Source organism: Methylobacterium sp. W2, from assembly GCF_020662345.1.
GTDB lineage: Bacteria > Pseudomonadota > Alphaproteobacteria > Rhizobiales > Beijerinckiaceae > Methylobacterium.
Window position 1 is genome coordinate 77065 of sequence record NZ_VMOA01000009.1, and the last position, 26331, is coordinate 103395.

A 26331-nucleotide genomic window follows, 5' to 3' on the forward strand; every position below is an offset into this window, starting at 1 on the left:
TCCGGCCGCGCACGGCTCTAGCCTCGCGCGCCACCAGAAGCTAAGCCCCTTCGCGCACGCCCCTTCCCAATCCGCGGCACGCCACCGCGTGGTGCGGCAAAACCACGGCCGAAACAGGCCGAGCCTCGAAGGAGACACAGGGATGGCAAAGACCGCCGATCAGGTCCTCAAGGACATCAAGGACAACGACGTCAAGTACGTCGATTTCCGCTTCACCGATCCCCGGGGCAAGTGGCAGCACGTCACGTTCGACGTGTCCCTCGTCGATGAGGAAATCTTTGCCGAAGGCACGATGTTCGACGGCTCGTCGATCGCCGGCTGGAAGGCGATCAACGAATCCGACATGCTGCTGATGCCCGACCCGGCGACCGCCTGCATGGATCCGTTCTTCTCGGCCTCCACCATGTCGATCGTCTGCGACGTGCTTGAGCCCTCGTCGGGCCTGCCGTATTCGCGCGATCCGCGCAGCACCGCCAAGCTCGCCGAGGCCTTCCTCAAGTCCACCGGCATCGGCGACACGATCTATGTCGGCCCCGAGGCCGAGTTCTTCGTGTTCGACGACGTGAAGTTCGGCTCCGACCCGTACCATACCGGCTTCCAGCTCGATTCGGTCGAACTGCCCACCAACGGCTTCACCGATTACGAGGGCGGCAATCTCGGCCACCGCGTCGCCACCAAGGGCGGCTACTTCCCCGTCCCGCCGCAGGATTCGGCGCAGGACATGCGCGGCGAGATGCTGGCCGCCATGCAGTCCATGGGCGTCAAGGTCGAGAAGCACCACCACGAGGTCGCCTCCGCCCAGCACGAGCTCGGCATGAAGTTCGACACGCTGACCCTGCTCGCCGACCACATGCAGATCTACAAATACGCGATCCACAACGTGGCCCAGAGCTACGGCAAGACCGCGACCTTCATGCCCAAGCCCGTCTACGGCGATAACGGCTCGGGCATGCACGTGCACCAGTCGATCTGGAAGGACGGCAAGCCGATCTTCGCCGGCGACAAGTACGCCGATCTCAGCCAGGAATGCCTCTGGTACATCGGCGGCATCATCAAGCACGCCAAGGCGCTCAACGCCTTCACCAACCCGTCCACCAACTCCTACAAGCGCCTGGTGCCGGGCTATGAGGCCCCCGTGCTGCTGGCCTACTCGGCCCGCAACCGTTCGGCCTCCTGTCGTATCCCGTGGACCACGAACCCGAAGGCCAAGCGCGTCGAGGTCCGCTTCCCCGACCCGATGGCGAACCCCTACCTCGCCTTCTCGGCCCTGCTGATGGCCGGCCTCGACGGCATCATCAACAAGATCGATCCGGGCCCGGCCATGGACAAGGATCTCTACGACCTGCCCCCGCGCGAGTTGAAGAAGATCCCCACCGTCTGCGGCAGCCTGCGTGAGGCGCTGACCAACCTCGACCGCGACCGCGCCTTCCTCAAGGCCGGCGGCGTGTTCTCGGACGACCAGATCGATTCGTTCATCGAACTGAAGATGACGGAAGTGATGCGCTACGAGATGACCCCGCATCCGGTCGAGTTCACGATGTACTACTCGCTCTGAGAAGAGCGGGCCGGGCTCGCCCGGCCTTTCGGACGATCCGCGACGCCGGGGCCTCGAAGGGGGCTCCGGCGTTTCGCGTTCTAGCGCCCCATTTCGTGATCGAGATTAAGCTATTATTCCTTTATAGGCATGATAGCTTGGTCGAGGGGGTGATTCCGATGTCCTCGAGCACAACCGCACTGCTGCAGGCGAGATGGCTGATCACGTCGTGCCGTGTTCAGGTTGCGTTTCAGCGATTGCGTCTGTCGCTCCGTGCGTACCACGCCGATCAACCCCGCGTGCCGGCCGGACATCCGGATGGCGGCCAATGGACGGATGGCGGTGCGGGCGACGGATATGATGCCGGTGACGATGCGCGGATCGCCCAAGTCTCGGATGACGCCAACCGTCGGCACACGGTCGTTCTCTCCGAAGAAGAGATGCGCGGCGGGCATACGCTTCGCGAGCATGTCGGCAAGTTGGACGCGCAGATGATGCAACGCGTCCAGTCCAGCAAAAGAAGATTCCCGGTCGTAGACTATGGCCTCAGGCGAAATGGCTCGTTCGAATCTGTATAAACTGCAAACGATCTCATCAACCGCACCTTGGAACAGAATGCCTCCGAAGTTGATGATGTCGCAACCGGGACAAAGGGCCGTGCATTCTTGACATCCCGTTTCGGTTATAAAACCGGGAGGGAAGCCTACACGGCGGGGCAGCTTGAGCCGTACATGCGTACGACTTACGGTGTCGGAATCTTTATCCTTCACGATCCGGGCAACCCTCGCGGTTACCGCATCCATACCGCCTATCCGCGCAACGACGGAGATTGAGATGCAAGCGTCGCCGGAATTTCTGACGTTAGGTCGCTGGTGCATACAGGACATCGATCGCATCGCGCCGACGCTTGAGGAAATGTACGACTTTGTTCTTAAAGACTTCAAGGGAGACGAACGCGTCCGCCTGCGGCAATTCATCGACCGCGCCCTCCGCGAGGCCTCCGACGAGACGTTGCAGCGATTGTGGAACGAGACGGACGCCGACATCTACTTCCCCACCGCGCAGGACCTGCGCGCATTCCTGATCGGCGCCCGCGACCGGCTTTGAACGCCGTTTCGTTCGCCTTGCGCGACGCCGACCCAAATCAGCCGCCGATATTCACCCATCTGGCGGGCACCTCGGGTCCCCTCTCCTGGAAGGAGAGGGACAGGGTGAGGTGAGCGACTTCTCCGGAGATGGACCACACCTCACCCCAGCCCTCTCCTTCCAGGAGAGGGAGCCCGTCGCGCCTCACGTCGAACCCCTTTTGGATAGAGCGAGTGGCCCACAAGGGGGAGAGGGACGCGCTCTGCATGAAAGTGCAGACGGGTGCATCCAGTCGGTCAAAAACTCCGCGTCGGCCGGTCGAGGACGCTGCGTCCCATCAGGCTGGCGGCCAAGTCCGTCATCAGGATCGCGGTGCGGCCGCGCTCGTCGAGGAAGGGGTTGAGCTCCACGAGGTCGAGGCTGCGCACGAGGCCGCTATCGTGCAGCATCTCCATGGCGAGATGCGCCTCGCGGAACGTCGCCCCGCCCGGAACAGTGGTGCCGACGCCCGGCGCGATGCCGGGATCGAGAAAGTCGACATCGAGGCTCACATGCAGCCAGCCGCCGGCGGCGGCCACGCGGTCGAGGAACGCCTTCAGCAGGATGCCGATGCCGAACTCGTCGATGGCGCGCATGTCGTGCACGGTGATCCCGGCCTCGCGGATTGTCCGCCGCTCCGCCGGATCAACGCTGCGCAGGCCGATCATGCAGACGTTGTGCGGCTTCACCGGCGCCACGGGCGGCGGCAGGTAGGGGCCGAACCCCTTGAGGCCGATGGCATAGGCCATCGGCACCCCGTGGAGGTTGCCGCTCGTCGTCGTCTCCAGGGTGTGGAGATCGGGATGCGCGTCGAGCCAGAGCACGTGCAATTCGCGGCCTTCCTCGGCCGCCCGCCGGCTCATGCCGGAGATCGTACCGGCCGAGAGGCTGTGATCGCCGCCGAGGAAGATCGGCAGCCCCTCGCCCCCGGCCCGATAAGCGGCCTCGCTGAGCGCGGCCGTCCAGCGCGCGAAATCGGAGAGGTTGGTGACACTCGGATTGGGATGGGCGAGAGCCTCGCCGGGGGGCGGGGCGATGTTCCCGCGATCCTCGACGACGAGGCCGAGGGCGGTGAGGGCACCGCCCAGTCCGGCCGCCCGGTAGGCGCTCGGGCCCATGTCGCAGCCGAGGCGCCTCGTGCCCTCCTGGACCGGCACGCCAATGAGGATGCAGCGTTTCTCGTCCATGGGTTCACTCTCCGATCCGCCGACACGATAGGGGCCGCGCACGACACCTGTGAGGCAGGCGCCGCGAGCTCATCACGGCGCGGCAGGATCGGGACCGGTCAGGCCCGCGCGAAGGAGCATGCCGAACAGATCGCGCGGATCGTCCGGGTCGGCCAGCAGATCGAGATCCTCGAAGAAGCCGGTGCCGGCCAGGACCGAGCGAAGGTAGCGCAGGGCGGAGAAATCCTCGACCGCAAAGCCGACGGAATCGAACAGCGTGATCTGCCTGTCGTCTTGCCGCCCCGGCACCTCGCCGGCGATCACCCGCCAGAGTTCGGTGACGGGGTGATCGGCGGGCAATTGCTGGATCTCGCCCTCGATCCGGGTCTGGGGCGCGTATTCGACGACGATCTCCGAACGGCGGAGGATGTCGGGGTGGAGCTCGGTCTTGCCGGGGCAATCCCCGCCGACGGCGTTGATGTGGATGCCGGGGCCGACGAGGTTGTCGGTGAGGATGGTGGCGCATTGCTTGTCCGCCGTCGCCGTGGTGACGATGTCGGCCCCCTCCATCGCCTCAGCGGTGCTCGAGCAGACCTGGATCCGGAAGCCGAACCCGGCGAGATTGCGCCGGCACTTGGCGCTGGCGGCCGGGTCGATGTCGTAGAGGCGCAGGACATCGATTCCGATCAGCGCCCTGAAGGCCAGGGCCTGGAATTCGGCCTGGGCGCCGTTGCCGATGATCGCCATGGTCCGCGCGCCCGTCGGGGCGAGGTATTTCGCGGCGACCGCCGACATGGCGGCGGTGCGCAGAGCCGTGAGAATCGTCATCTCGGTGAGCAGCATCGGATAGCCGTTGCCCACATCGGCGAGCACGCCGAAGGCCGCCACGGTCTGGCGTCCGCTCCGGGCGTTCTTCGGGTGTCCGTTGACGTATTTGAAGCCGTAGGTGGTGCCGTCGCTGGTGGGCATCAGCTCGATCACCCCGTCGGCGCTGTGCGAGGCCAGGCGCGGCTGCTTGTCGAACCGGTGCCAGCGCCGGAAATCCTCCTCGATCGTGGCGGCGAGCTCCCGCAGGAAGCGCTCGACGCCGATCGCCAGGACGAGCCGCATCATGTTGTCGACGCTAACGAAGGGAACGACATTCAGTTTGTCCGACATGACGCCTCGTTGTCCCGCACGCTCTCGCAGCGATCATAGGCATAAGGAGCGCCCGCGCGAGGCGGCATGGCGCTTGCTGTGATCGCAGAGGGCCAAGGCAAAGGAGCACCATGATCGGCACCTCTCGTCCCGGTCGCCGCGAGGTTGCGTCGCGATGGGGTCGGTGATCGGATCGGACGGAGGGCGCAGCGACTGGCGCCGGGCGGTGCTGCGGCGCAAACCCGTATCGCCCTCGACACAGGAGACCGATGCCGGAGCCCGGCCCCTCGAACGCTCCATCGGCCTGTTCCGCCTCGTCATGCTCGGGGTCGGCGCCACGGTGGGCACCGGCATCTTCGTGATCCTGAACGCGGCGGTGCCCGAGGCCGGCCCCGCCATCCTGATCTCGTTCCTCCTGGCCGCCGTCACGGCGGGCCTCACGGCGCTCTGCTACGCGGAACTGGCCTCGGCGCTTCCGCTCTCGGGCTCGTCCTATTCCTATGCCTACGCCACGCTCGGTGAACTCGCGGCCTTCCTCGTCGGGGCCTGCCTCCTCCTCGAATACGCGGTTGCCGCCTCGGCCATCGCCGTCGGATGGGGCCAGTATCTCAACGAGGTCTTCGGGGCGCTCATCGGCTGGACCATGCCGGATTCGATCAGCCAGCCCCCCGGCCGCGGCGGCTACGTCAACCTGCCGGCCATCGTCCTCATCGGCCTGTGCACCCTGCTGCTCCTGCGCGGTGCCGCCGAATCGACCGCGATCAACGCGTTCCTCGTGGTGCTGAAGCTCGCCGTGCTGGTGTTCTTCGCCGTCATCGCCCTCACGGCGTTCGAGCCGGCGAACCTCACGCCCTTCACCCCGCTCGGCTGGGCCGGCATCGGCACCGCCGCCTCGACGATCTTCTTCTCCTATATCGGCCTCGATACGATCTCCACGGCGAGCGAAGAGGTGCGCGACCCGGCCCGCACGCTGCCCCTCGGCATCCTCCTCGCCCTCGTCATCGTCACCGCGATCTATCTCCTCGTCGCCGTCGCGGGGATCGGCGCCCAGCCCTGGACGCGCTTTGCCGGGCAGGATGCCGGGCTGGCGGTGATCCTGCGGACCGTCACCGGGACGGCCTGGCCGGCCTTCGTCCTGTCGATCGGGGCGGTCATCTCCATCTTCTCGGTGACCCTGGTGACGATGTATGGCCAGACCCGCATCCTCTTCGCCATGAGCCGGGACGGGCTGCTGCCGCCGCTGTTCCAGCGGGTGGACCGGCGCAGCCGGAGCCCGAACGGCAACACGCTGGTGGTGGCGCTCTTCGTCGCCGCGCTGGCGGCCCTCGTCCCCCTCGACGTGCTCGCCAACCTCACCAGCATGGGCACCCTCGTCGCCTTCACGGCGGTCTCCCTCGGCGTGATCATCCTGCGCCGGACCCGACCCGATCTGCCGCGCGGATTTCGCGTGCCGCTCTACCCCCTCGTGCCCATCGCAAGCCTCGCCTGCTGCCTCGCGCTCATCGCGGCGCTGCCGCGGGACACCTACCTGCTCTTCGCAATCTGGATCGGCGTCGCCCTCGTAATCTACGCCAGCTATTCCCGGCGTTATTCGCGACTGGCGCGCGCCCGAGAGCCTGGTTGATCGGATTTTTCGCAACGTATCGTCTTGCCAGGCTCGATCATCCAAGGCGATCACCTCTTCCCGAGGGGCCCGCATCAGCGGACCTCGAAGGAGCCCTCCAGGGATCGCGCGTCGACTGGAAGCCTCCTTCGAGGCCGCTCCGCGGCACCTCAGGATGAGGTAAAGCGTTGGAACGACGCCTCAAACCGTCTCCGAGACCAGACGGCGATGAGCGTGCCTCATGGGCGTTTGCCCGCGCGACCACGCGGCGGACGACCGGTTCGCCCTGCAGGACGAACCATCAGGCCTTGCACGACAGCGCCGCAGGTTCCAGGTGATGTCGGCTGTTCCTCGAGCGGATCGAACGCGACGATGCCCCGATACTTCTTTCACACTCATATCGGCGGGGAGGTCATCACCGATGCCACCGGCACCGAGCTGCGGGATGCCGACCATGCCTGGGAGGTCGCGCGCGACACGATCCAGGCGACGATGGCCGAAACGGAGGCCCAGGCCCGCCTGATGGGAGCCATCCTGGTGGTCACCGACGAATCCGGCGAAACCATCCTCGAATTCCCGTTCTCCGAGGTCGTCACCCTCGCGCCGGAGGAGCCGGCTCCGACCGTGCATTGAGACCCGTGTTTGATCGGATGTCTCAGCGGATGCTCATGCCGATGTCGATCACTGCCCAGGGTAGATGGTCCAATCAGACCACCTCATCCTGAGGTGCCGGCGTGAGCGGGCCTCGAAAGAGCCCTCCAGACACCAAAGCGATCCCTGGGCGCCTCCTTCGAGGCCGCTACGCGGCACCTCAGGATGAGGTAACGCCCTGGAGAGACAACTTAAAACTGGCTGTGACACGCCCCGGCGCTTCACCGGGTCTTCGCGGCCGCGCCCTCCGCCGCCACGGCCTGCCGGATCGCCGCCAGCAGGGCGCCTTCGAACAGCAGGGCGGAGCCGTAATGGAAGTCGAGGTCGAAGGGGCGCCGCGAGTTCATGGAGAGCGAGGCGCTCTGCATCGCCACGAGACGGCCCGACAGGTCGAACAGGCCGGAACCCGAGCCGCCGAACCCGTCGTTGCAATTGTGCCGGGCACGGCGGATGTCGTCCTCCGTCGGCGGATCGATCTGGTGGATCGCGCAGGTCTCGGTGCTGCTCGGCCCGCGATAATTCTCGTGCCCGCCGGGTGAGACCATCACGACGGGAATCTCCGCGATGCCGGTCGTCAGCGACGGTGCGTCGGGGACCGGCTGCGGCGGCGCGCCGACCACCGCCTCGGTGAGGTCGAGCAAGGCCCAGTCGTCGGTGATGTGCAGGGCCTTGGCGTCGGGCGCCGCGCCGAGGCGCAGGCTCGCCGGCACGAAGCCGTAATTCCGCCCGCCGATCTGGAAGAAGCAATCCTCCACCTCCCGCGTCACCTCCATGCGGCGGTTGCGAAAGTTGTGCGCGTTCATCACCACGAGACGCGGCGACCCCACGAGCCAGGCGGCGGCCGCCTTCTGCGGAATACCGTCCGGCCGGCGATGGCAGAACAGGACGCCCGCGCCGGGATAGCGGGTGATGTCGGCACCCGTGAGATCGCGGCGCCCGTCATGCGGATACAGGGCGGCCATGCGCAGCTCGTCCGCCGATGCGGTGCCCGTCGCCAAGGCGGCGAGCCCCGCCAGCGCCAGACTGCGCATCCGGCGGACCCAGGCGTGGCGGATCGGGCTTTCGGCTGCGACAAGGGTCATCTGGGGTGTGAACCGATGCTGATGCTGCGCCATCGCCGCTCGATCCGGGGGAGGAGGGCGGTTCGGAACTTGTCGGTCATGCGTAGGCCGGGGCCTCCGATGAGAGCCGCCTAGTCCGGCGGGTCCTTCTTCACGGACACGCACATCTTCACCGCCGATTCCAGCTTGATCTCGCCCGGATTGCCGATGTTCGCGGTCTCTTCCAGGCAGCGGATGAAGTAGTTCTTGTCGAGCTCGGCGTTCAGGCTGGAGAAGGCCTTGCCCATCCGCGTGGCGAAGTCGATCTTCTCGTCCGTGGACGCCCGCGGCCAGCGCGACACCTTGTCATCCATGGTCAACCGTGCCGCATTGGCAATCGACGGCAGGACAATCAGGCAAATCACGAGCGCAGTTGTTCTTCTGATCATCGGCATGTCTCGTTTTTGTTTCCTACCCACCCTTAGTTTAGCGCTGGTCCACATCGAGTAAAGCGCAGGTTCGGGGGTACAGGACGTTTTTCCTGATGCGATGGGCGAGCCAAAGCTTGCGCATCTTGACCATAGCGTCCTCCGCGCAACGCGCATCTCCGCGGCCGATCGCGGGATCGCTCCATCGCGTCGGCCACGATCGCTCAGCCGGCGAAGTGCTTCATCCCACAGGGAAAGACCGGCCGTTCACCGATGTCGTCGTCCGGCAAATCCCGCTCGGCTCGACCGGGAACCGCTGCACAAAGGTATGGATCAAGTTGCCAAATCGTCCTGTAAAAAAAGGTTGAAGTGGCTAAAGACATCAGGCAAAGCAAATGATTATATAGCGAGCCGATGGATCAGTAATAAGTCTTTTATAAGAGCGGCCGGCGCCAGGTTATTCTTATAAATACGTTCATAATAACGATCGACTGACTGTTTGCTGAACCGGCGAAAGCAATGGCCGCGGCCGATCCCCAGGGGTCGAGCACGTGGCAGAAGGGCAGGAGACGCAGAATGAACAGGTTACTGAATTCAGTCTCGGTGCTGGCCGTCTTGGCCCTGGCACCGATCGGACTGTCAGGGATCGCCTCAGCCAACGACAAGCTCATCGATCTGTCGAACAGCGATGAAAACTGGGTGATGCCGGGCAAGAACTACGACTCGGACAATTACAGCAAGCTGAAGCAGATCAACACGACGAACGTGAAGGACCTCAAGGTCTCGTGGACGTTCTCGACCGGCCTGCTCAACGGCCACGAGGGCGCGCCCGTCGTCGTCGACAACAAGATGTATATCCACACCTCCTTCCCGAACAACACCTTCGCCCTCGGTCTCGACGATCCGGGCAAGATCCTGTGGCAGGACAAGCCGAAGCAGAACCCGGCCGCCCGCGCCGTCGCCTGCTGCGATCTCGTGAACCGCGGCCTCGCCTACTGGCCCGGCGACGGAAAGACCCCGGCCCTGATCCTCAAGACGCTGCTCGACGGCAACGTCATGGCGCTCAACGCCGAGACCGGCGAGACGGTGTGGAAGGTCGAGAATTCCGACATCAAGGTCGGCTCCACCCTGACGATCGCCCCCTACGTGGTGAAGGACAAGGTCATCATCGGCTCCTCGGGCGCCGAGCTCGGCGTGCGCGGCTACCTCACCGCCTACGACGTGAAGACCGGCTCCCAGGTCTGGCGCGCCTACGCCACCGGCCCGGACAAGGACCTGCTGCTCGGCTCCGACTTCAACATCAAGAACCCCCATTACGGCCAGAAGAACCTCGGCACGGCCACCTGGGAGGGCGATGCCTGGAAGATCGGCGGCGGCACCAACTGGGGCTGGTACGCCTACGATCCCGGCACCAACCTGATCTACTTCGGCACCGGCAACCCGGCGCCGTGGAACGAGACCATGCGTCCCGGCGACAACAAGTGGACGATGACCATCTTCGGCCGCGACGCCGATACGGGTGAAGCCAAGTTCGGCTACCAGAAGACTCCGCACGACGAGTGGGATTACGCCGGCGTCAACGTGATGATGCTGTCGAACCAGAAGGACAAGGACGGCAAGGACCGCAAGCTCCTGACCCATCCGGACCGGAACGGCATCGTCTATACCCTCGACCGGACGGACGGCTCCCTCGTCTCGGCCAACAAGATCGACGACACGGTCAACGTGTTCAAGTCGGTCGACCTGAAGACCGGCCAGCCGGTGCGCGATCCCGAATACGGCACCCGCATGGACCACCTCGCCAAGGACATCTGTCCCTCGGCGATGGGCTACCACAACCAGGGCCACGATTCCTACGATCCGGAGCGCAAGCTCTTCTTCATGGGCATCAACCACATCTGCATGGATTGGGAGCCCTTCATGCTTCCCTACCGTGCCGGTCAGTTCTTCGTCGGCGCCACGCTGAACATGTATCCCGGCCCGAAGGGCGATCGCCAGAACTACGAAGGTCTGGGCCAGATCAAGGGCTACAACGCCATCACCGGCGAGTTCAAATGGGAGAAGATGGAGCGCTTCGCCGTGTGGGGCGGAACGACGGCGACCGCCGGCGGTCTCGTGTTCTACGGAACGCTGGACGGCTACATCAAGGCGCGCAACTCGGACAACGGAGACCTGCTCTGGAAGTTCAAGATGCCGTCCGGCGCCATCGGCTACCCGATCACCTACAGCCACAAGGGTGATCAGTACGTCGCCATCTATTACGGCGTCGGCGGCTGGCCGGGTGTCGGCCTCGTGTTCGACCTTCAGGATCCCACCGCCGGTCTCGGCGCGGTCGGCGCCTTCAAGAAGCTCGCCAACTACACCCAGATGGGTGGCGGCGTGATGGTGTTCTCGCTCAACGGCAAGGGTCCCTACGACGATCCGAGCGTCGGCGAGTACCAGACGGCGGCCGCGAAGTAGGCCAAGCGCCCCTTTCTCACTCGCGGACCCCGCCCGGTTGACCGAACTTGGGCGGGGCCGACCTTCATCCGAACTACTATGATGAAGGTCAGCTTCGAGTGAGCGTGAGGCACCAGAGGACTCCCTCTCCTGAAAGGAGAGGGAACCCGAGCATCCTGCGAGATCGTGTGAATGCCGTCGCCGGCCGATTTCGGGCAAGCCCGGGAGTCGTCGGGGAGGGCCTACGCCTCGATCCCAAAAAAATCCGACCCCTAAAAAAACAACGGAAACGCTCTCATGTCCTTCGCCAAAGGATGCCTGTCCGTCGCCGCTGTCCTCGCCTTCGGCGGTGCCGCGTTCGCCCAGGCCGACACGAAATCCGCGCCCGATGACAGCGTCCTCCGGGTCTGCGCCGCCAACCAGCCGCCGCTCTCGATGAAGGACGGGTCCGGGCTCGAGAACCGCATCGTCTCCGCCGTCGCCGAAGCCATGGGCCGCAAGGCGCAGTTCGTCTGGTCCGACAAGGCGGCGATCTATCTCGTGCGCGACAGCCTCGACAAGAAGCTCTGCGACGTGGTGGTCGGCCTCGACAGCGACGACCCGCGCGTCCTCGCCACGAAACCCTATTACCGCAGCGGCTACGTCTTCATCACCCGCGCCGACCGGGATCTCGACATCAAGTCCTGGTCCGATCCGCGCCTCAAGACCATCGACCATATGGTCGTCGGTTTCGGCACGCCCGGCGAGGCGATGCTCAAGGATATCGGCCGCTACGAGGAGGACATGGCCTACCTCTACTCGCTGGTGAACTTCCGCGCGGCCCGCAACACCTACACGCAAATCGATCCGGCCCGGATGGTCAGCGAAGTCGTCGCCAACAAGGCCGACGTGGCGGTGGCCTTCGCGCCGGACGTCGCCCGCTACGTCAAGGATTCGAGCCAGCCCCTGCGCATGACGCCCGTGCCCGACGATACGGTGCGCAGCGACGGCCAGAAGATGCCGCAGAGCTTCGACCAGTCCATGGGCGTGCGGCGTGACGACCAGGCCCTGAAGACGGCGCTCGATGCCGCGATCGCCAAGGCCCGCCCGCAGATCGAGGCGATCCTGCGCCAGGACGGCGTGCCCGTCACCCCCGTCTCCAACTGATCTCCCACCCTGTCCCGCGTCGCCGGCGCGCTGCGCACCGGTACGCCCACCTCGGCCGCAAGTCCGGGGATAAACAGAGCAAATTGATGCGTCACACGAACCGTGTCCTCGCCGCCCTTCTCGGGCTCGGCCTCGCCTCCGCCGGTCTGGCGGCCCTGGCCCAGCCCTCCGCGGGCCCCTCGACGGGGATCACCTTCCGCAACACGGTGACCGGCGAAGAACTGAACGTCTCGGAAGGCAAGGAGGGCGGACGCGACACTCCAGCCGTCAAGGAATTCTTCCAGACCGGCAAGAACGTCTACATCGACGACAAGTCCTGCCTGCGCAACGGCGAGTCGCTGTTCGCGACCTCATGCTCGGGCTGTCACGGTCACCTGGCCGAAGGCAAGCTCGGCCCCGGCCTCAACGACAATTACTGGACCTATCCGTCCAACACCGAGGATACCGGCCTGTTCGCCACCATCTTCGGCGGCGCCAACGGCATGATGGGTCCGCACAACGAGAACCTGACGCCCGACGAGATGCTGCAGACGATCGCCTGGATCCGGCATCTCTATACCGGTCCGGTCAAGGACGCCGTCTGGCTCAACGACGAGCAGAAGAAGAAATACACGCCCTACAAGCAGGGCGAGACCTTCCCCAAGGACGCTCCGGGCCAGTGCCCACCGCTGGAGTAGCGGTCTTGGGAAGTCACGGCGCGCGGGGATGCCCCGCGCGGTGAGCGAGAAGCGGCGAACGCCGTAACAATCAAAACCAGAGGAGACGACCATGCGGACACTCATCACGGCTCTCGCAATCGGTGCGGGCGCGCTGCTCGCCGTTCCCGCGCTCGCCTATGACGGCACCAAGTGCAAGGCCGCCGGCGATTGCTGGCAGCCCAAGCCCGGCTTCCCCGAGAAGATCGCCGGCACGAAATACGACCCGAAGCACGATCCGAAGGAACTGAACAAGCAGGCCGATTCGATCAAGCAGATGGAAGAGCGCAACAAGAAGCGCATCGAAGCCGCCAAGAAGACCGGCAAGTTCGAATACGACGTCACCAAGATCTCCTCCAACTGACGTCGTCGCCGCCCATCGCTCTGGGCGGCCCTCACGGTGACCGCGATCCCCTCAGGCGCCTGGACCGCTCCGTCCGGGGATCGCGGCCGCTGTCCTCAAAGGCAAACCCCATGAACGACATCCGCTCCGGCGACGCGATGCTCACCGATTGGCGCGAGGCGGCCGGCCGTTTCGAACGCGCGGTGCGCGGTGCCGTGGTGGGCCAGGACCGCGCCATCCGGCTTCTCACCATCGCGCTCTTCGCCCGCGGCCACGTACTGCTGGAAGGCGATGTCGGCGTCGGCAAGACCACCCTGCTGCGCGCCGTGGCGCGGGCGCTCGGCGGCGCCTACGAGCGCATCGAGGGCACGGTGGACATGATGCCGTCCGACCTCATCTATCACACCTACCTCGCCAATGACGGCCGCCCGCGGGTGGAGCCGGGGCCGGTGCTGCGGCAATCCGAAGACCTGTCGATCTTCTTCTTCAACGAGATCAACCGCGCCCGTCCGCAGGTCCATTCGCTCCTGCTCCGCCTGATGGCCGAGCGCAGCCTGACCGCGTTCAACCGCGAATACCGCTTCCCCAACCTTCAGGTCTTCGCCGACCGCAACCGCGTCGAGCGCGAGGAGACCTTCGAACTCCCCGCCGCCGCCCGCGACCGCTTCCTAATGGAGATCGGGCTCGAAGCGCCGCGGGACGCCGAGGCGCGCCGCGCCCTCGTCTTCGATCCGCGCTTCCACGACACCGACGCCCTCATCGCCGGCATCGAAAGCGGCGTCCTCGATCACGCCGCCATGGCGGGGATCGGCGCGGCGATCCAGCACGGCATCCAGGCGAGCCCGGCCATCGAAACCTATGTCGTCGCTCTGTGGGAGGCCCTGGTCCGCCCGCACGAGGCCGGCATCCGCCTGCCCGGCATCGACATGTCGGCGCTGATCCAGGGCGGGGCCTCGCCGCGCGGCGTCGCCTTCCTCGTTCGGGCCGCCCGCGTCCGTGCCTGGCTGGAAGGCCGCGACTGGCTCGTGCCGGAAGACATCCGCGCGATCTTTCCCGAAGTGATGGCCCACCGCGTCTTCCTCGAGCCGATCTACGAGATGCGCCGCAGCACCATCGTGCCGGAGCTCTGCCGCGCCGTGTTCGACACCGTGCCCGCCCCGTGACGGCGCCCGAGACAACGCCCCAGGAGCCGACGCCGGACATCGTCTATCGCCCGCGCGGCCGTGTGCCCGGCATGGTGGCGGGCGCCCATCGCGGCCGCGATGCCGGGGGGCTGGGCACCTTCCGCGATCAGGTGCCATTCCTGCGCATGCCGGATGCCCGCCGCATCGATGTCCGCGCCACCCTGCGCGATCCGTTCGAGGGCACCTATGTCCGCCGCTTCGAGAGCCGCACGGCCCTCGAAGTCTGGGCGCTGGTCGATCTCTCCGCCTCCATGCGCTTCTCCGGCGAGGCGGACCGGATGGCACTGGTCTCGCGCCTGTGCGGCTGCCTCGCGGCCTCGGCCACGCGCATCGGCGACGCCTTCGGCCTGATCGGCTGTGACGCCGCCTTGCGCGAGGACGTGTTCCTGCCCGCGAGCCGGCGCCGCAGCATGGCGGGCGACGTGGTCTCCCGGCTGGCGGGCGCGGCCTGTACCGGGGACCGCGCCGACGGGATGGAGCAAGCGGCCCGCCGCCTCGTCGGCCGTCCCAAGATCGTGTTCCTGGTCTCCGATTTCCGCTGGCCGGAGGCCCTGATCGCCGGGACCTTCGCGAGCCTGTCGCGCCACGACCTCGTGCCGGTGGTGTTGGCCGACGCCGCCGAGGAAGACAATCTGCCCGAATGGGGCCTGATGGAGCTCGATGATCTCGAAGGCGCCGGCCGCCGCGTGGTCTTCATGCGCCCTAGCCTGCGCCGCCGCTGGATCGCGCGCGAAGCCGAGCGGGCCGAGACCCTGCGCCGGATCGCCTCCACCTACGGCCGTCCGCCCTTCCGTCTCGCGGGCCGCTTCGACCCGGACGCGGTCAGCCGCCACCTACTGGCGCAGTGAGGCATCCCATGCGCCGCCTCGCCCCGCTCCTCTTCCTGCTCTGCTCGTCCCTTGCCGCCCATTCCCAGGTGCGGACCGTCGAGGTGCGCACGCCGCGCCCGTTCGGCTACTTCCTCGGCGATCTCGTCCGCGCCCAAATCGATATCGTGGTCGAGCCGGGCTTTGCCCTGCAGGCCGCCTCGCTGCCCCAGCCCGGCGCGATCACCTATTGGCTCGACCTTCGCACCGTCGCGGTGACGCAGGATTCCGTGAGCGGCGGCAGCCGGGTCCGCCTCGATCTCACCTATCAGAACTTCTACGCCGCCCTCGATGCCCGCGCCCTGGAGATCCCCGGCTTCGTCGTCACCTTCGTGAGCGATACGGACAAGGGCGCAACCACGGCCAAGGCCCAGATCCCGCCCTGGTCGTTCAACATCTCGCCCCTGCGCGAGGTCCAGCCGCCGGCCCGCGAAGACCCGAGAACCTACCTGCGTCCGGACGGGCGGGTCGCCTCCCTCGACACGCAGCCCCTCGTCGTCGGCGGCGCCGGCTTTGCGGCCATGGCCGTGCTGGCCTTCGCCGGCCTGGCCTGGGACCGGACCTGGTGGCCCTTCGCCAAACGCGGAGGAAGGGCCTTCGCGGCGTGCCTGCGCCGCCTGCGCGCCCTCGCCGAACGGGGGGAGGACGAGGCGGCCTACGAGACCGCGCTTCTCGCCCTCCACCGGGCGCTGGACGAGACCGACGGGCGCCGGGTCCTGGCCGACGACCTGCCGGCCTTCCTCACCCGCCATCCCGCCTATGCGCGGGAACGGGCCAGCCTCGCCGCCTTCCTCGACGCGTCGCGTCACAGCTTCTTCGGACCCGGTCCGGCGGCCGCCATGCGGCGTCTGCCACTGGCCGACATCGTCGTCCTGACCCGAAAACTCACCGCCATCGAGCGGGAATCATGAACGGGCCGAAAACCCGTCCGATGGCGGTCGAAGCATGGGTCTGATGGCGGTGGTGTCATGCGCCTGATGGCGGATTTTCCCTGGGTCCTGTGGCTGCTGCCGTTGGCGCTGCTGCCGCTCGCCGCGTCGAGCCAGCGGGTCACCCCCCTCTCCAGCATCGCGGCGAGCCCCGTCGACGGCCTGTCGCGCCTCATCGGCTGGAGCCTGCGCGCGGCCGGCATCCTCGCCATCGCCGGCCTCGTCGTCGCCCTGTCCGGCCCCTATCGCCAGGGCGAGACCATCACCCGGACAGGCATCGGCGCCCAGGTCTCGATCCTCGTCGATCGCTCTGGCAGCATGAACGAGACCTTCGCCGGATTGCAGCCCTCGGGCGCCGAGGAATCGAAGGCGGCGGCCTCGCGCCGGCTCCTCGGCGAGTTCGTCGGCAGCCGCGCCCATGACCAGTTCGCCGTCTCGGCCTTCTCCACGGCCCCCATGCTCGTGGTGCCGATGACCGACCGGCACGAAGCCGTTCGCGCGGCCATCGCCGCCATCGACCGGCCGGGCCTCGACTACACCAACGTGGCGCGCGGTCTCGGCATGGCACTCTCGCAGTTCGGCGCCAGTACCGCCAACGTCTCGCGCGCCCTGCTCATCGTCTCCGACGGCGCGGCGGTGATCGATCCCCGCGTCCAGGGGACCCTGCGCGCCGAGTTCGCGCGTATTCGCCCGAACCTCTACTGGCTGTTCCTGCGCACCAAGGGCTCGCCGTCCATCTCCGACAGGCCGTCGGGCGAGGATACCCCTCAGGCCGCGCCCGAACGTCATCTCGACCTGTTCTTCAAGAGCCTCGGCACGCCCTACCGCGCCTTCGAGGCCGAGGGCGCCGAGGCGGTGGCCGATGCCATCGGCCAGATCGAGCGCCTGGAGCGCGACCCGATCCCCTATAGCGAGCAGCGTCCGCGTCGCGACCTCGCCGGATGGGCCTATGGACTCAGCCTGTTGGGCTTGATCCTGCTCGTCGCGGCCAAGCTCGCCGAGGCGGATCTTAGCCTGCGCCGGCCAGTGGTTTCCACTTCCGCCGCGCCGGCGCCTCAGCCACAGAGGCTCGCCGCATGAAGGCGCTTTTGAATCCTGTATCGCCGCAGCGCGCCAACCCTCCCCCCTCTGCGGACTACGATATTCAACCGTCTGGCGTGCACCACGGGTCCCCTCTCCTGGAAGGAGAGGGACAGGGTGAGGTGCGTGACCCCTCCGGAGATGGACCACACCTCACCCCAACCCTCTCCTTCCAGGAGAGGGAGCCCGTCGCGCCTCATGTCGAGCCCTCTTGGGTAAGCGAACAGCCGTGGAGCAAATCTGTGCATCCAGTAACCTCTACGGGGGAGGGTGGTCGCGGAGCGACCGGGAGAGGGGGCGACCTCTCCGGGCAGCGCGCTCCCCTCTCCCGACCCTCGCTGACGCGAGGGCCACCCGCTCCCGCAGAGGGGCGAGGGGGAGCCGGTGCCACGCTCGGCAAGGCCCTGCGCCGTGCCCGCCCGCACCTCCTCCTCGCCCTGCCGATCCTCCTGCTCCTCGTGGCCCTCGGCTTCGGCGCAGCGGCCTGGCGGGCGGCGCGCGACAACGCCGCAATCGCGGCTCTGGTGGCCGGCAAAGACGTCCCGGTCTCCCTCGACGCCCCGGCTCCGCTCCTGCTGGCGCGGGTGCAGCATCTCGCCCGCCGCGGCGTGACCGAGGAGATCGAGCCGCTGATCGAAGCCCTCGACCGCCGGGGCGAGACCGACCTCTCCGCGCGCGCCCGTTATGCGCTCGGCAATGCCCGCCTGCGCCAGGCCTTCGACCATCTCGAACGGAGCAATCTCGATCCGGCCGGACCGCTCATCACCTTGGCCCGTCAGGATTATCGGCGCGCGCTCCAGGGCCGGCCGGACCTGTGGGACGCCAAGTTCAACCTCGACGTGGCCTCGCGCCTGCTCCGCGACTTCCCAGAATTCGATCGCAAGACCGGCGACGAGCTGAAGGCCGAACCGAAGAAGATCTGGACCGAAATCCCCGGCCAACCGCGGGGCGAACCGTGAGCGCGCCCGGCCTCGTCCGGCGAAACCTGCGCGACCGGCGGTTCCAGCTCCTGGCCGGCGCATTGGCGCTCGTGGCCCTGACCTTCGTGGCCCGCCCCCTGCCGCTGACCCGCAACGGCGTCGAGATTCTGGCGATCCTCGACATCACCGGCAGCATGAATGTCCGCGATTACGTCGGGGCGGACGGCAAACCGGAAAGCCGTCTCGAGACGGCGAAGGCGGCCCTGCGCGAACTCGTCACCTCGCTGCCCTGCGGGTCGCGGGTGGGGTTGGGCCTGTTCACCGAGCGCCGGCCGTTCCTCCTGTTCACCCCCATCGAAGTCTGCGCCGACTTTGCCCCCCTCGACGGTGCTCTCGGGGCCGTGGACTGGCGCATGGCCTGGGAGGGCGACAGCCGCATCTCGGCCGGCCTGTTCCGATCGGTGGAGATGGCGGCCAGTCTCGGCACCGACCTCGTCTTCATCACCGACGGCCAGGAAGCGCCGCCCCTGCCCAGCACCGGCGGCCCCGCCTTCGACGGCAAGCCGGGCGCCGTGCGCGGCCTCATCGTCGGAGCGGGGGCCTACGCCCTGTCCCCGATCCCGCGCTACAACGATCGCGGCCGCGAGACCGGGTTCTACGGGTCGGGCGACGTCCAGCAGGAGAACCGGTTCGGACCGCCCCCCGCCGATGCCGAGAGCCGCGAGGGCTACAACCCGCGCAACGCCCCCTTCGGCGCCGCGGCGGCCTCCGGCACCGAGCATCTCTCTTCGGTGCGCGAGCCGTACCTCAAGACCCTCGCTCAGGCGACGGGCCTGACCTACGCCCATCTCGACGGCCCTGCCGGGCTCGGCCCCGCGCTGGTCCGCACGGCGACCCCGCGCCCGCTCCCCGGCAGCCTCGACCTGCGCCCCCTATTCGGCGGGATCGCCCTCGCGCTGATCCTCGCCGTCTTCGCCGCCCCTCTGCTCGGGGCCGGCCGTTCTGTCCCGGTAAAAAAGGTCTGATCGATGCGTTTTGCCCTGCCGTCTGCGTTCCTCGCTCCCCTGGCAGCCACCGCCTTCCTCGCAACCACGGCCCTCGCGCATGGCCCGACGCCGCAGAAGGTGGATCAGTCCATCGCCATCGCGGCAAAGCCCGATGCCGTCTGGGCCGTGGTCGGCGACTTCGCCGGCATCTCGAACTGGCATCCGGACGTGGCGAAAAGCGTCGGCACCGGCGGCAACGCCTCGGGCGGTCGTCGCACCCTGACCCTAAAGAACGGCGGCACCCTCGATGAAGGCCTCGACGAATGGGACGCGGCCAAGCGCAGCTATTCCTACCGTCTCGGTGATGCCGACCTGAAGGCGCTGCCGGTCTCGTCCTACTCGGCGACGCTCTCCGTCACGCCGGAGGGCGAGGGTTCGAAGGTCGAGTGGCTCGGCCGCTTCTATCGCGGCGATACCGGCAACGAGCCGCCGGAGGAGCTCAGCGATGCCGCCGGCAAGGATGCGATGAACCTCTATTTCAGCAATGGACTCAAGGGTCTGAAGGCGCGCCTGGAGGGCAAGACGGCGCGATGAATCCTGTGTTCCCGATGCTCCTTGCCGGTCTCGTCCTGACGCTCTCCACCCCTCGGGTGGAGGCTGGGCCGGTCTATGTGGCGAGCCAGGGAGCCGGGACACTGAGCCGCATCGAGGCCGGGGCAACCACGGTCGCGGCCACCATCGCGGTGGGGCAGGGGATCGCGCAGGTGGCGGCCGGACCGAACGGCCGCCTCTATCTGAGCCAGCCGGACCATGCGGGAATCGACGTGGTCGACAGGCGAAACGGCACCGTGCTGGAGCGCCTGCCGTTTCCAGGCCAGGCCTTCGGCATCGCCGCCTCGGCGGACGGGACGAGTCTCTTCGTCGGCGACTGGGCCGGGGGACGGGTGGTCCGCCTCTCCGCATCGACCGGCGCCGTCGAGGGCGACTGCCCCGTGGGCAAGGACCCGGCCGGCCTCGTCCTCGACCGCAAGGGCCGGCTCTACGTCGCCGACCGCGAGAGCCGCCAGGTGAGCGTCATCGACACCGCGCGGATGGAGCGGGTGGCGACGGTGCCGGTGGGCGAGGGCCCGTTCGCCCTCGGTCTGAGCCCAGGGGAAGACAGGCTCTACGTGGGCAACGTGCGCAGCGGCGACCTCAGCGTCGTCGACACCCGCACCTTGACGGTGACCGCCACGGTGAGGATCGGCGGGATGCCCTACGGCGTCGCGACCAGCGAGGATGGCAGCCTCGTCCTCGTCACCAATCAGCAGGCGGGCACCGTGGCGGTGCTCGACTCGGGCAGCCTCGGCCTCAAGGCGACGATCCCGGTCGGGCTCTATCCGGAAGGGATCGCGGTGGACGGGGCCTTCGCCTATGTGGCGAATTGGTTCTCGGATTCGGTTTCGGTCATCGACCTGAAGTCGCTGACGGAAACCGCCCGCATCCCCGTGGCGGAGGGGCCGCGCAGCCTCACCGTCGGCTCGAACCCGGAGGCGGTGCGATGAAACGGATCAGACACGCGATCCTGTGCCTCCCCCTTGCCCTGGCGGCCTGCGACAAGGGCGAAGACGCCGGCAGCGAGGCCGCGAGCACCGGGGATCAGGCCCTCGTCGCCACGAAATCCGATGCCGACGTTCCGACCTGGCTCTCGCATACCGACCCGACGGAGCCCGCCCGGTGGCTCGCCAGCCGCGAGATCGGCAGGCCCGCCGCGGAGGTGGGCTCGCAGACCGAGCATCTCCGCCACAGCCTCGCCCGCGCCAGGGAGGTCTTCATCGAGGATCCGCGCATGATGGCCAACCGCATCGTCCAGCTCGGCGAGATGCTGGCCGAGGCGGGAAAGCCCGAACCCTATGCCGATCTCCTCGACGGTTTGGAGGAGGTCGCCGCCGCCACCCATCGCAAGCAGCTCTTCGGCGAGATGTGCCAGCACTATTACAACACCCGCCAGCAGGGAGCCGACCGGGCCACCGCCCTTGCAAAGCTGAAGGAGCGCTACTCGCTCCAGGGCGAAGGACGCGTGAGCCCGTGACCGCCGTCCTCGTGGTGGACGATCATCCCGTGGTCCTGCGCGGCTTCCGGCGCCTCATGGAGGATGCCGGGGTCGAGACCATCCATGAAGCCACCGACATCATGTCCGCCTACCGGATCTTCCACCGCCTGCGCCCGCAGATGGTGGTGGCCGACCTCAGCCTGCAGGGGGAGGGGCTGTCCGGCCTGTCGCTGATCCGGCGGATCCACACCCTCGCGCGGGAGACGCGCATCCTCGCCTTCAGCATGCACAACGACCCGGTGATCGTTTCCCGCGCCCTCGAAAGCGGCGCCATCGGCTACGTCTTCAAGGATGTTCGGACAGCGGAATTCCTCAAGGCCTTCGAAGCGGTACGCGCGGGGCGAAGCTACCTCGATCACGACCTTGCGGTAGAGATCGCAGTGCTGCAGGCCGGAGCTCGCCGCTCGCCCCTGGCCGATCTAAGCAACCGCGAGCGCGAGATCCTTTCCCTCCTCAGCCGCGGCACCTCGTATCAGAGCATCGCCGACACGCTGTCGATCAAGTACCGCACCGTCCTCAACACCTGTTCCGCTATGCGCCAGAAACTCGGCGTCCGGACCTTGGCGGATCTCATTCGCCTCGCCGTGGAGCAGGAGAAGCGGGTGCGCTGAACAGCGTCCTCGATGCCCCACGCATCGCAGATCCTTCGCCGCTCGCGAAGGATCGGTCGGCGACATCCGAATTGCGAACAACTCCAATTCGAGATCAATGTTCGCGCCGTGAGACGGGGCACCCATTCCTGCCCGGCTCCAGCGGAGCATTTCCCGCAGATGCAGGCGGCATCCATCCTCGCAGACGAACAGACGGTTCTCGTGACCGCAATGCTGCTCGTCGTTTGCATGGGCCTGTGGGCAAGTGGCATCGTTGCCGAAGTCGTGACCGCGATGCTGTTCTTTGCTGCGGCGATGCTACTGAAGCTCGCGCCTGCATCGACGGTCTTTTCCGGCTTCTCCTCATCGGCCTTCTGGCTCGTGCTGAGCGGGATGGTGGTCGGCCTTGCGATCACCCGGACCGGCCTCGGCACCCGCCTCGCGCGCAGCCTCGCGGGCCGGCTGTCGGGCTCCTACGCGGGCTTCATCGCCGCCGTCGTCACCCTGTCCTTCGTCCTTGCCTTCGTGATGCCCTCTAACCTCGGGCGCATTGCCCTGATGATCCCGGTGGTGTTGGCGCTCTGCGACACGTTCGGCCTGGAGCCCGGCCGCGCCGGCCGGAGCGGGGCGGTTCTTGCAGTAGCGCTAGCGACGCCGCTGCTGTCCGCGGCGATCCTGCCTGCCAACGTTCCTAATCTCGTCATGGCCGGCACTGCGGAGACGCAATACGGCCTGCACCTCGCCTATTTGCCCTACCTTCTGCTCCACGCCCCCGTCCTTGCCGGCGTGAAGGGCATGCTCCTAGTGGCAGCCATCGTGCGCCTGTTCCCGGACCGGATGAGCCCCGCCGCCGCGGATACGGACGAGCCCGCGCCGGCATTCTCGCCGGAGGAGCGGCGGCTCACGATCATCCTCGCCTTGACCTTGGTCTTCTGGGTGACGGACAGTCTCCACCATATCGCCCCGGCCTGGGTCGGATTGACGGCGGCGGTGATCTGCCTACTACCCCGCATCGGCGTGTTGCCTGCGGAAGCCTTCGGTGCGGTGAACCTGCGAACCTGCTTCTACGTGGCCGCGCTGTTGGGACTGGTGGCGGTGGTCGACGAGACGGGCCTGGGCGCCAGGCTCGGCCATGCTCTACTCGCGGTCGCCCCCCTGGAACACGGAGCCCCGGCGCAGAATTTCGGCGTGCTGACGATCATCGCGTCGCTCTTCGCCGTCGTCGTCACCGCTAACGGCGCTCCGGCCCTTTACACGGCCTTGGCCGGCGAGATGTCGCGCGCGAGCGGTCTGGACCTGGCCAACGTGGTGATGATTCAGGTCGTGGGGTACTCGACCCTGTTCCTGCCCTACCAAGCCCCACCCATCGTGATGGCAATGGATCTGGGGCGGGTACCGCTCCGGTCGGCGACTATCCTGACCCTCGTGGTCGGTCTCGCCTCACTCTTCGTCATCGCTCCGCTGAACTACCTCTGGTGGCACATTCTGGGCCGGTTTCCATGAGCGCTAGCCGAATGACGATCGGTTCCGTGTGTCACACCGCAATGCACATCAACACGGCTTGCGCATTGGCGCGCAGGGCGTACCCCTTTAGAGACGGTCCAATCTGAGCAGCATCCCTGCTGGCATTGGCTCCACAGCGCCGAGGACTTTCGCAGAATGGCACCTACCGTCAGACCCACGGTCGCTCCGCCGCTCTCGCCCCACCTCCAGATCTACCGTTGGACCTGGACAATGGCGATGTCGGTGTTCCACCGCGTCACCGGCACCGCGCTCTATGGCGGCACCGGTCTGGTGGCGATCTGGCTCGTTGCACTCGCCTCCGGCCCGGCGGCCTATGGCTGGGTGGCGTGGTTCTTCGGCTCGATCATCGGGAGGCTGGTCCTTTTCGCCTATACCTGGATCCTGATGCACCACATGTTGGGTGGCCTGCGCCATTTCATCTGGGATTTTGGCTACGGCTTCGACCGCGAGCAGCGCATGGGCCTCGCCCGCGCTACTCTGATCGGCTCTGTGATCCTGACCGTCCTGATCTGGGCGCTCGCCCTCACCTTACGCTGAGGAGCGATCGCCATGACAGACAACCGTCAGACCACCAACGTGACCATGCGGACCCCGCGTGCCCGGGTGAAGGGCCTCGGCGCCTCTGGCCACGGGGCCGGCCACTTCTGGCAGCAGCGTCTCACCGCCGCCGCCAACGCGCCGCTGATGCTAGGCTTCATCGTCATCGTCGCGATGATGGCCAACCGGCCATACCCTGAAGCAGTCGCGCTGATGTCGCACCCGCTCGTCGCGCTCGTCCTGATCCTCGCCGTGATCTCGGTCACGCTCCACATGAGGATCGGCATGCAAGTCGTGATCGAGGATTACGTCCACTCCAAGGGACTGAAGCTCGCCAGCTTGTTCGCCAACAATGCCTACGCGGTCATCGTCGCCGTTGCCTGCCTCTACGCGATCCTACGCGTGAGCCTCGGCAAGCTCGTCTGACCGCCCCCCGAACCCGAAGGATCTGCCCATGGCCACCAACGGAACCAACGGCAACGGCGCGCCCGCTTATTCCATCATCGACCATACGTTCGACGTTGTGATCGTCGGCGCTGGCGGCGCCGGTCTGCGCGCCACCGTGGGCTGCTCGCAAGCGGGCCTACGCACCGCCTGTATCTCGAAGGTCTTCCCCACCCGCTCGCACACCGTGGCGGCCCAGGGCGGCATCTCCGCTTCGCTTGGCAATATGGGGCCCGACGATTGGCGCTGGCACATGTACGACACCGTGAAGGGGTCGGACTGGCTCGGCGACCAGGACGCCATCGAGTATCTCGTGCGCAACGCACCCGCCGCCGTCTACGAGCTTGAGCATTGGGGCGTGCCGTTCTCGCGGACCGAGGAGGGCAAGATCTACCAGCGCCCGTTCGGCGGCATGACAACGGATTACGGCAAGGGCACCGCCCAGCGCACCTGTGCGGCGGCCGACCGGACCGGCCACGCCATGCTTCACACCCTCTACGGGCAGGCGGTGAAGAACCACACTAACTTCTTCATCGAGTACTTCGCGCTCGACCTCATCATGGATGAGGAGGGCCGCTGCCTGGGCGTCATCGCCATTGATCAGGCCTCCGGCGAGATCCATCGCTTCCGGGCCCAGATGACGATCCTGGCCACCGGCGGCTATGGCCGTTCGTACTTCTCGGCAACCTCAGCCCATACCTGCACGGGTGACGGCAACGCGATGGTGCTGCGCGCCGGTCTGCCGCTGCAAGACATGGAATTCGTGCAGTTCCACCCCACCGGCATCTACGGCGCCGGTTGTCTCATCACCGAGGGCGCGCGTGGAGAGGGCGGATACCTGACGAATTCCGAGGGCGAGCGCTTCATGGAGCGTTACGCTCCCAGCGCCAAGGATCTGGCTTCCCGAGACGTGGTCTCGCGCTCGATGACCATGGAGATCCGGGCGGGTCGCGGCGTCGGCAAGACGAGCGACCACATCTACCTCCACCTCGACCATCTCGACCCGGCGATCCTGCACCAGCGCCTGCCGGGCATCTCGGAATCGGCCAAGATTTTCGCGGGCGTCGACGTCACCAAAGAGCCGATCCCGGTCCTGCCCACGGTCCATTACAACATGGGCGGTATCCCGACGAACTACCACGGCGAGGTGCTGACCTTGAAGAACGGCAACCCCGACACAGTGGTGCCGGGCCTGATGGCGCTCGGCGAAGCGGCTTGCGTCTCCGTGCACGGTGCCAACCGCCTCGGGTCGAACTCGCTCATCGACCTCGTGGTGTTCGGCCGCGCAGCAGGCTTGCGCTGTGCCGAGATCGTCGAGCCCGGCGCCCGCCAGATGGACCTGCCGAAGGATTCCGCCGACAAGGCGCTCGCTCGCCTCGACCGCTTCCGCTACGCGAATGGCGGTACGCCGACGGCGGAACTCCGCGCCGAGATGCAGAAGACCATGCAGAACAATTGCGCGGTGTTCCGCACAGGTGAAGTGCTGGAGGAGGGCAAGACCTTGATCCATAAGGTCTGGCAGGGCGAAGCCGACATCAGGATCACCGACCGCTCGCTGATCTGGAACACCGACCTGCTGGAGACGCTGGAATTCGACAACCTGATCGGTCAGGCCGTCGTCACTATGGAATCCGCGGCCAACCGCAAGGAAAGCCGTGGCGCGCATGCCCGCGAGGACTTCCCCGACCGTGACGACAAGGAGTGGATGAAGCACACCCTTTCGTGGCTCGACGATAAATCCCAGCAGGTGAATATCGATTACCGCCCGGTTCATACCTATACAATGTCAAATGAGATTCAGTACATCGAACCGAAGGCTCGCGTTTACTAGGGAAAAGACGGAAATTGCCCCCGACGATGGTACTCACGAGA

Annotated in this window: 28 protein-coding genes; 24 read left to right on the forward strand and 4 right to left on the reverse strand. The window is 66.8% G+C overall.

Annotated features, from left to right (window positions below; translation table 11 throughout):
- The first annotated feature begins 142 nt into the window (after positions 1-142).
- The 4 genes from glnA to FPV16_RS06985 all read left to right on the forward strand — a co-directional run bounded on the left by glnA (position 143) and on the right by FPV16_RS06985 (position 2641).
- Positions 143-1555, forward strand: a complete 1413-nt coding sequence (gene glnA / locus FPV16_RS06975) for a type I glutamate--ammonia ligase (protein WP_227437356.1) — start codon at positions 143-145, stop codon at positions 1553-1555.
- A gap of 158 nt (positions 1556-1713) precedes the next feature.
- Positions 1714-2112: a hypothetical protein gene (locus FPV16_RS26380; RefSeq protein WP_413629212.1), complete on the forward strand. Its 399-nt coding sequence runs from the start codon at positions 1714-1716 to the stop codon at positions 2110-2112.
- Positions 2113-2139: 27 nt separating this feature from the next.
- Positions 2140-2367, forward strand: coding sequence for a hypothetical protein (locus FPV16_RS26385; protein ID WP_413629214.1), 228 nt, complete (start codon positions 2140-2142; stop codon positions 2365-2367).
- Between the two features lies 1 nt (position 2368).
- Positions 2369-2641 carry a hypothetical protein gene (locus tag FPV16_RS06985; RefSeq protein WP_227437360.1) on the forward strand — a complete coding sequence of 91 codons (273 nt, stop codon included), beginning with the start codon at positions 2369-2371 and terminating at the stop codon, positions 2639-2641.
- Between the two features lie 275 nt (positions 2642-2916).
- Here FPV16_RS06985 and rocF read toward each other — a convergent pair whose 3' ends face one another.
- Both rocF and FPV16_RS06995 read right to left on the reverse strand, forming a co-directional pair.
- A complete protein-coding gene (gene rocF, locus FPV16_RS06990; RefSeq protein WP_227437362.1) occupies positions 2917-3846 on the reverse strand; it encodes an arginase in 930 nt (309 codons plus the stop codon).
- A gap of 72 nt (positions 3847-3918) precedes the next feature.
- Positions 3919-4983 (reverse strand): ornithine cyclodeaminase, encoded by a 1065-nt coding sequence (locus FPV16_RS06995; RefSeq protein ID WP_227437364.1) that lies wholly within the window; start codon positions 4981-4983, stop codon positions 3919-3921.
- 154 nt (positions 4984-5137) lie between these two features.
- On the opposite strand from FPV16_RS06995, the gene FPV16_RS07000 reads away from it, so the two are divergent.
- Positions 5138-6586, forward strand: a complete 1449-nt coding sequence (locus FPV16_RS07000) for an amino acid permease (RefSeq protein WP_227437366.1) — start codon at positions 5138-5140, stop codon at positions 6584-6586.
- Between the two features lie 351 nt (positions 6587-6937).
- Positions 6938-7198, forward strand: coding sequence for a DUF6894 family protein (locus FPV16_RS07005; protein WP_227437368.1), 261 nt, complete (start codon positions 6938-6940; stop codon positions 7196-7198).
- A 239-nt stretch (positions 7199-7437) separates the two neighbouring features.
- Here FPV16_RS07005 and FPV16_RS07010 read toward each other — a convergent pair whose 3' ends face one another.
- Positions 7438-8331 (reverse strand): trypsin-like peptidase domain-containing protein, encoded by an 894-nt coding sequence (locus FPV16_RS07010; RefSeq protein ID WP_227437370.1) that lies wholly within the window; start codon positions 8329-8331, stop codon positions 7438-7440.
- Positions 8332-8408: 77 nt separating this feature from the next.
- Positions 8409-8711 carry a hypothetical protein gene (locus FPV16_RS07015; RefSeq protein WP_227437372.1) on the reverse strand — a complete coding sequence of 101 codons (303 nt, stop codon included), beginning with the start codon at positions 8709-8711 and terminating at the stop codon, positions 8409-8411.
- 549 nt (positions 8712-9260) lie between these two features.
- On the opposite strand from FPV16_RS07015, the gene FPV16_RS07020 reads away from it, so the two are divergent.
- The 18 genes from FPV16_RS07020 (at position 9261) to sdhA (ending at position 26290) form a co-directional block, all read left to right on the forward strand.
- Entirely contained in the window at positions 9261-11144 is a 1884-nt protein-coding gene (locus FPV16_RS07020; RefSeq protein ID WP_227437373.1) for a methanol/ethanol family PQQ-dependent dehydrogenase, read from the forward strand.
- Between the two features lie 276 nt (positions 11145-11420).
- On the forward strand, positions 11421-12269 hold the full coding sequence (gene moxJ / locus FPV16_RS07025) for a methanol oxidation system protein MoxJ (protein WP_227437375.1): 849 nt from the start codon (positions 11421-11423) through the stop codon (positions 12267-12269).
- A gap of 86 nt (positions 12270-12355) precedes the next feature.
- Complete coding sequence (moxG, locus tag FPV16_RS07030; RefSeq protein WP_227437378.1) at positions 12356-12946, forward strand: cytochrome c(L), periplasmic; 591 nt, start codon at positions 12356-12358, stop codon at positions 12944-12946.
- A 91-nt stretch (positions 12947-13037) separates the two neighbouring features.
- Entirely contained in the window at positions 13038-13328 is a 291-nt protein-coding gene (locus tag FPV16_RS07035; protein WP_056255295.1) for a methanol dehydrogenase [cytochrome c] subunit, read from the forward strand.
- 110 nt (positions 13329-13438) lie between these two features.
- Positions 13439-14470 carry an AAA family ATPase gene (locus tag FPV16_RS07040; RefSeq protein WP_227437380.1) on the forward strand — a complete coding sequence of 344 codons (1032 nt, stop codon included), beginning with the start codon at positions 13439-13441 and terminating at the stop codon, positions 14468-14470.
- Between the two features lie 71 nt (positions 14471-14541).
- Positions 14542-15339 carry a DUF58 domain-containing protein gene (locus FPV16_RS07045; RefSeq protein WP_227437476.1) on the forward strand — a complete coding sequence of 266 codons (798 nt, stop codon included), beginning with the start codon at positions 14542-14544 and terminating at the stop codon, positions 15337-15339.
- Positions 15340-15347: 8 nt separating this feature from the next.
- Positions 15348-16268: a nonribosomal peptide synthetase MxaA gene (locus FPV16_RS07050; RefSeq protein ID WP_227437381.1), complete on the forward strand. Its 921-nt coding sequence runs from the start codon at positions 15348-15350 to the stop codon at positions 16266-16268.
- Between the two features lie 57 nt (positions 16269-16325).
- On the forward strand, positions 16326-17366 hold the full coding sequence (locus tag FPV16_RS07055) for a vWA domain-containing protein (RefSeq protein ID WP_227437384.1): 1041 nt from the start codon (positions 16326-16328) through the stop codon (positions 17364-17366).
- A gap of 338 nt (positions 17367-17704) precedes the next feature.
- The gene (locus FPV16_RS07060) at positions 17705-18325 is read left to right on the forward strand and encodes an MxaK protein (RefSeq protein ID WP_319802223.1); all 621 of its coding nucleotides are present in this window, start codon (positions 17705-17707) and stop codon (positions 18323-18325) included.
- The gene (locus FPV16_RS07065) at positions 18322-19311 is read left to right on the forward strand and encodes a vWA domain-containing protein (RefSeq protein ID WP_227437386.1); all 990 of its coding nucleotides are present in this window, start codon (positions 18322-18324) and stop codon (positions 19309-19311) included. The genes FPV16_RS07060 and FPV16_RS07065 overlap by 4 nt, the downstream gene beginning before the upstream one ends.
- Before the next feature lie 3 nt (positions 19312-19314).
- On the forward strand, positions 19315-19866 hold the full coding sequence (locus FPV16_RS07070; protein ID WP_227437388.1) for an SRPBCC family protein: 552 nt from the start codon (positions 19315-19317) through the stop codon (positions 19864-19866).
- On the forward strand, positions 19863-20816 hold the full coding sequence (locus FPV16_RS07075) for a YncE family protein (protein WP_413629215.1): 954 nt from the start codon (positions 19863-19865) through the stop codon (positions 20814-20816). Before FPV16_RS07070 ends, FPV16_RS07075 begins: the two co-directional genes overlap by 4 nt.
- Entirely contained in the window at positions 20813-21343 is a 531-nt protein-coding gene (locus tag FPV16_RS07080; protein WP_227437390.1) for a hypothetical protein, read from the forward strand. Before FPV16_RS07075 ends, FPV16_RS07080 begins: the two co-directional genes overlap by 4 nt.
- Positions 21340-21975, forward strand: coding sequence for a response regulator transcription factor (locus tag FPV16_RS07085; protein ID WP_227437392.1), 636 nt, complete (start codon positions 21340-21342; stop codon positions 21973-21975). Before FPV16_RS07080 ends, FPV16_RS07085 begins: the two co-directional genes overlap by 4 nt.
- 159 nt (positions 21976-22134) lie before the next feature.
- Positions 22135-23457 (forward strand): SLC13 family permease, encoded by a 1323-nt coding sequence (locus FPV16_RS07090; RefSeq protein WP_227437394.1) that lies wholly within the window; start codon positions 22135-22137, stop codon positions 23455-23457.
- Positions 23458-23613: 156 nt separating this feature from the next.
- The gene (sdhC, locus tag FPV16_RS07095; RefSeq protein ID WP_227437396.1) at positions 23614-24015 is read left to right on the forward strand and encodes a succinate dehydrogenase, cytochrome b556 subunit; all 402 of its coding nucleotides are present in this window, start codon (positions 23614-23616) and stop codon (positions 24013-24015) included.
- Between the two features lie 12 nt (positions 24016-24027).
- Complete coding sequence (sdhD, locus tag FPV16_RS07100; protein ID WP_227437398.1) at positions 24028-24441, forward strand: succinate dehydrogenase, hydrophobic membrane anchor protein; 414 nt, start codon at positions 24028-24030, stop codon at positions 24439-24441.
- 28 nt (positions 24442-24469) lie between these two features.
- On the forward strand, positions 24470-26290 hold the full coding sequence (sdhA, locus tag FPV16_RS07105; protein WP_227437400.1) for a succinate dehydrogenase flavoprotein subunit: 1821 nt from the start codon (positions 24470-24472) through the stop codon (positions 26288-26290).
- Positions 26291-26331 lie beyond the last annotated feature (41 nt).

What these genes read in the sequence shown, in the direction of transcription:
- moxJ (WP_227437375.1), top strand. Translation starts at nt 11,421, where the DNA reads ATGTCCTTCGCCAAAGGATGCCTGTCCGTCGCCGCTGTCCTCGCCTTC.
- FPV16_RS07020 (WP_227437373.1), top strand. Translation starts at nt 9,261, where the DNA reads ATGAACAGGTTACTGAATTCAGTCTCGGTGCTGGCCGTCTTGGCCCTG.
- FPV16_RS26380 (WP_413629212.1), top strand. Translation starts at nt 1,714, where the DNA reads ATGTCCTCGAGCACAACCGCACTGCTGCAGGCGAGATGGCTGATCACG.
- FPV16_RS06995 (WP_227437364.1), bottom strand. Translation starts at nt 4,983, where the DNA reads ATGTCGGACAAACTGAATGTCGTTCCCTTCGTTAGCGTCGACAACATG.
- rocF (WP_227437362.1), bottom strand. Translation starts at nt 3,846, where the DNA reads ATGGACGAGAAACGCTGCATCCTCATTGGCGTGCCGGTCCAGGAGGGC.
- FPV16_RS07075 (WP_413629215.1), top strand. Translation starts at nt 19,863, where the DNA reads ATGAATCCTGTGTTCCCGATGCTCCTTGCCGGTCTCGTCCTGACGCTC.
- FPV16_RS07015 (WP_227437372.1), bottom strand. Translation starts at nt 8,711, where the DNA reads ATGCCGATGATCAGAAGAACAACTGCGCTCGTGATTTGCCTGATTGTC.
- FPV16_RS07050 (WP_227437381.1), top strand. Translation starts at nt 15,348, where the DNA reads ATGCGCCGCCTCGCCCCGCTCCTCTTCCTGCTCTGCTCGTCCCTTGCC.
- FPV16_RS06985 (WP_227437360.1), top strand. Translation starts at nt 2,369, where the DNA reads ATGCAAGCGTCGCCGGAATTTCTGACGTTAGGTCGCTGGTGCATACAG.
- sdhA (WP_227437400.1), top strand. Translation starts at nt 24,470, where the DNA reads ATGGCCACCAACGGAACCAACGGCAACGGCGCGCCCGCTTATTCCATC.
- FPV16_RS07070 (WP_227437388.1), top strand. Translation starts at nt 19,315, where the DNA reads ATGCGTTTTGCCCTGCCGTCTGCGTTCCTCGCTCCCCTGGCAGCCACC.
- FPV16_RS07035 (WP_056255295.1), top strand. Translation starts at nt 13,038, where the DNA reads ATGCGGACACTCATCACGGCTCTCGCAATCGGTGCGGGCGCGCTGCTC.
- FPV16_RS07005 (WP_227437368.1), top strand. Translation starts at nt 6,938, where the DNA reads ATGCCCCGATACTTCTTTCACACTCATATCGGCGGGGAGGTCATCACC.
- FPV16_RS07055 (WP_227437384.1), top strand. Translation starts at nt 16,326, where the DNA reads ATGCGCCTGATGGCGGATTTTCCCTGGGTCCTGTGGCTGCTGCCGTTG.
- FPV16_RS07045 (WP_227437476.1), top strand. Translation starts at nt 14,542, where the DNA reads ATGGTGGCGGGCGCCCATCGCGGCCGCGATGCCGGGGGGCTGGGCACC.
- sdhD (WP_227437398.1), top strand. Translation starts at nt 24,028, where the DNA reads ATGACAGACAACCGTCAGACCACCAACGTGACCATGCGGACCCCGCGT.
- glnA (WP_227437356.1), top strand. Translation starts at nt 143, where the DNA reads ATGGCAAAGACCGCCGATCAGGTCCTCAAGGACATCAAGGACAACGAC.
- FPV16_RS07010 (WP_227437370.1), bottom strand. Translation starts at nt 8,331, where the DNA reads ATGGCGCAGCATCAGCATCGGTTCACACCCCAGATGACCCTTGTCGCA.
- FPV16_RS07040 (WP_227437380.1), top strand. Translation starts at nt 13,439, where the DNA reads ATGAACGACATCCGCTCCGGCGACGCGATGCTCACCGATTGGCGCGAG.
- FPV16_RS07000 (WP_227437366.1), top strand. Translation starts at nt 5,138, where the DNA reads ATGGGGTCGGTGATCGGATCGGACGGAGGGCGCAGCGACTGGCGCCGG.
- FPV16_RS07090 (WP_227437394.1), top strand. Translation starts at nt 22,135, where the DNA reads ATGCAGGCGGCATCCATCCTCGCAGACGAACAGACGGTTCTCGTGACC.
- moxG (WP_227437378.1), top strand. Translation starts at nt 12,356, where the DNA reads ATGCGTCACACGAACCGTGTCCTCGCCGCCCTTCTCGGGCTCGGCCTC.
- sdhC (WP_227437396.1), top strand. Translation starts at nt 23,614, where the DNA reads ATGGCACCTACCGTCAGACCCACGGTCGCTCCGCCGCTCTCGCCCCAC.
- FPV16_RS07080 (WP_227437390.1), top strand. Translation starts at nt 20,813, where the DNA reads ATGAAACGGATCAGACACGCGATCCTGTGCCTCCCCCTTGCCCTGGCG.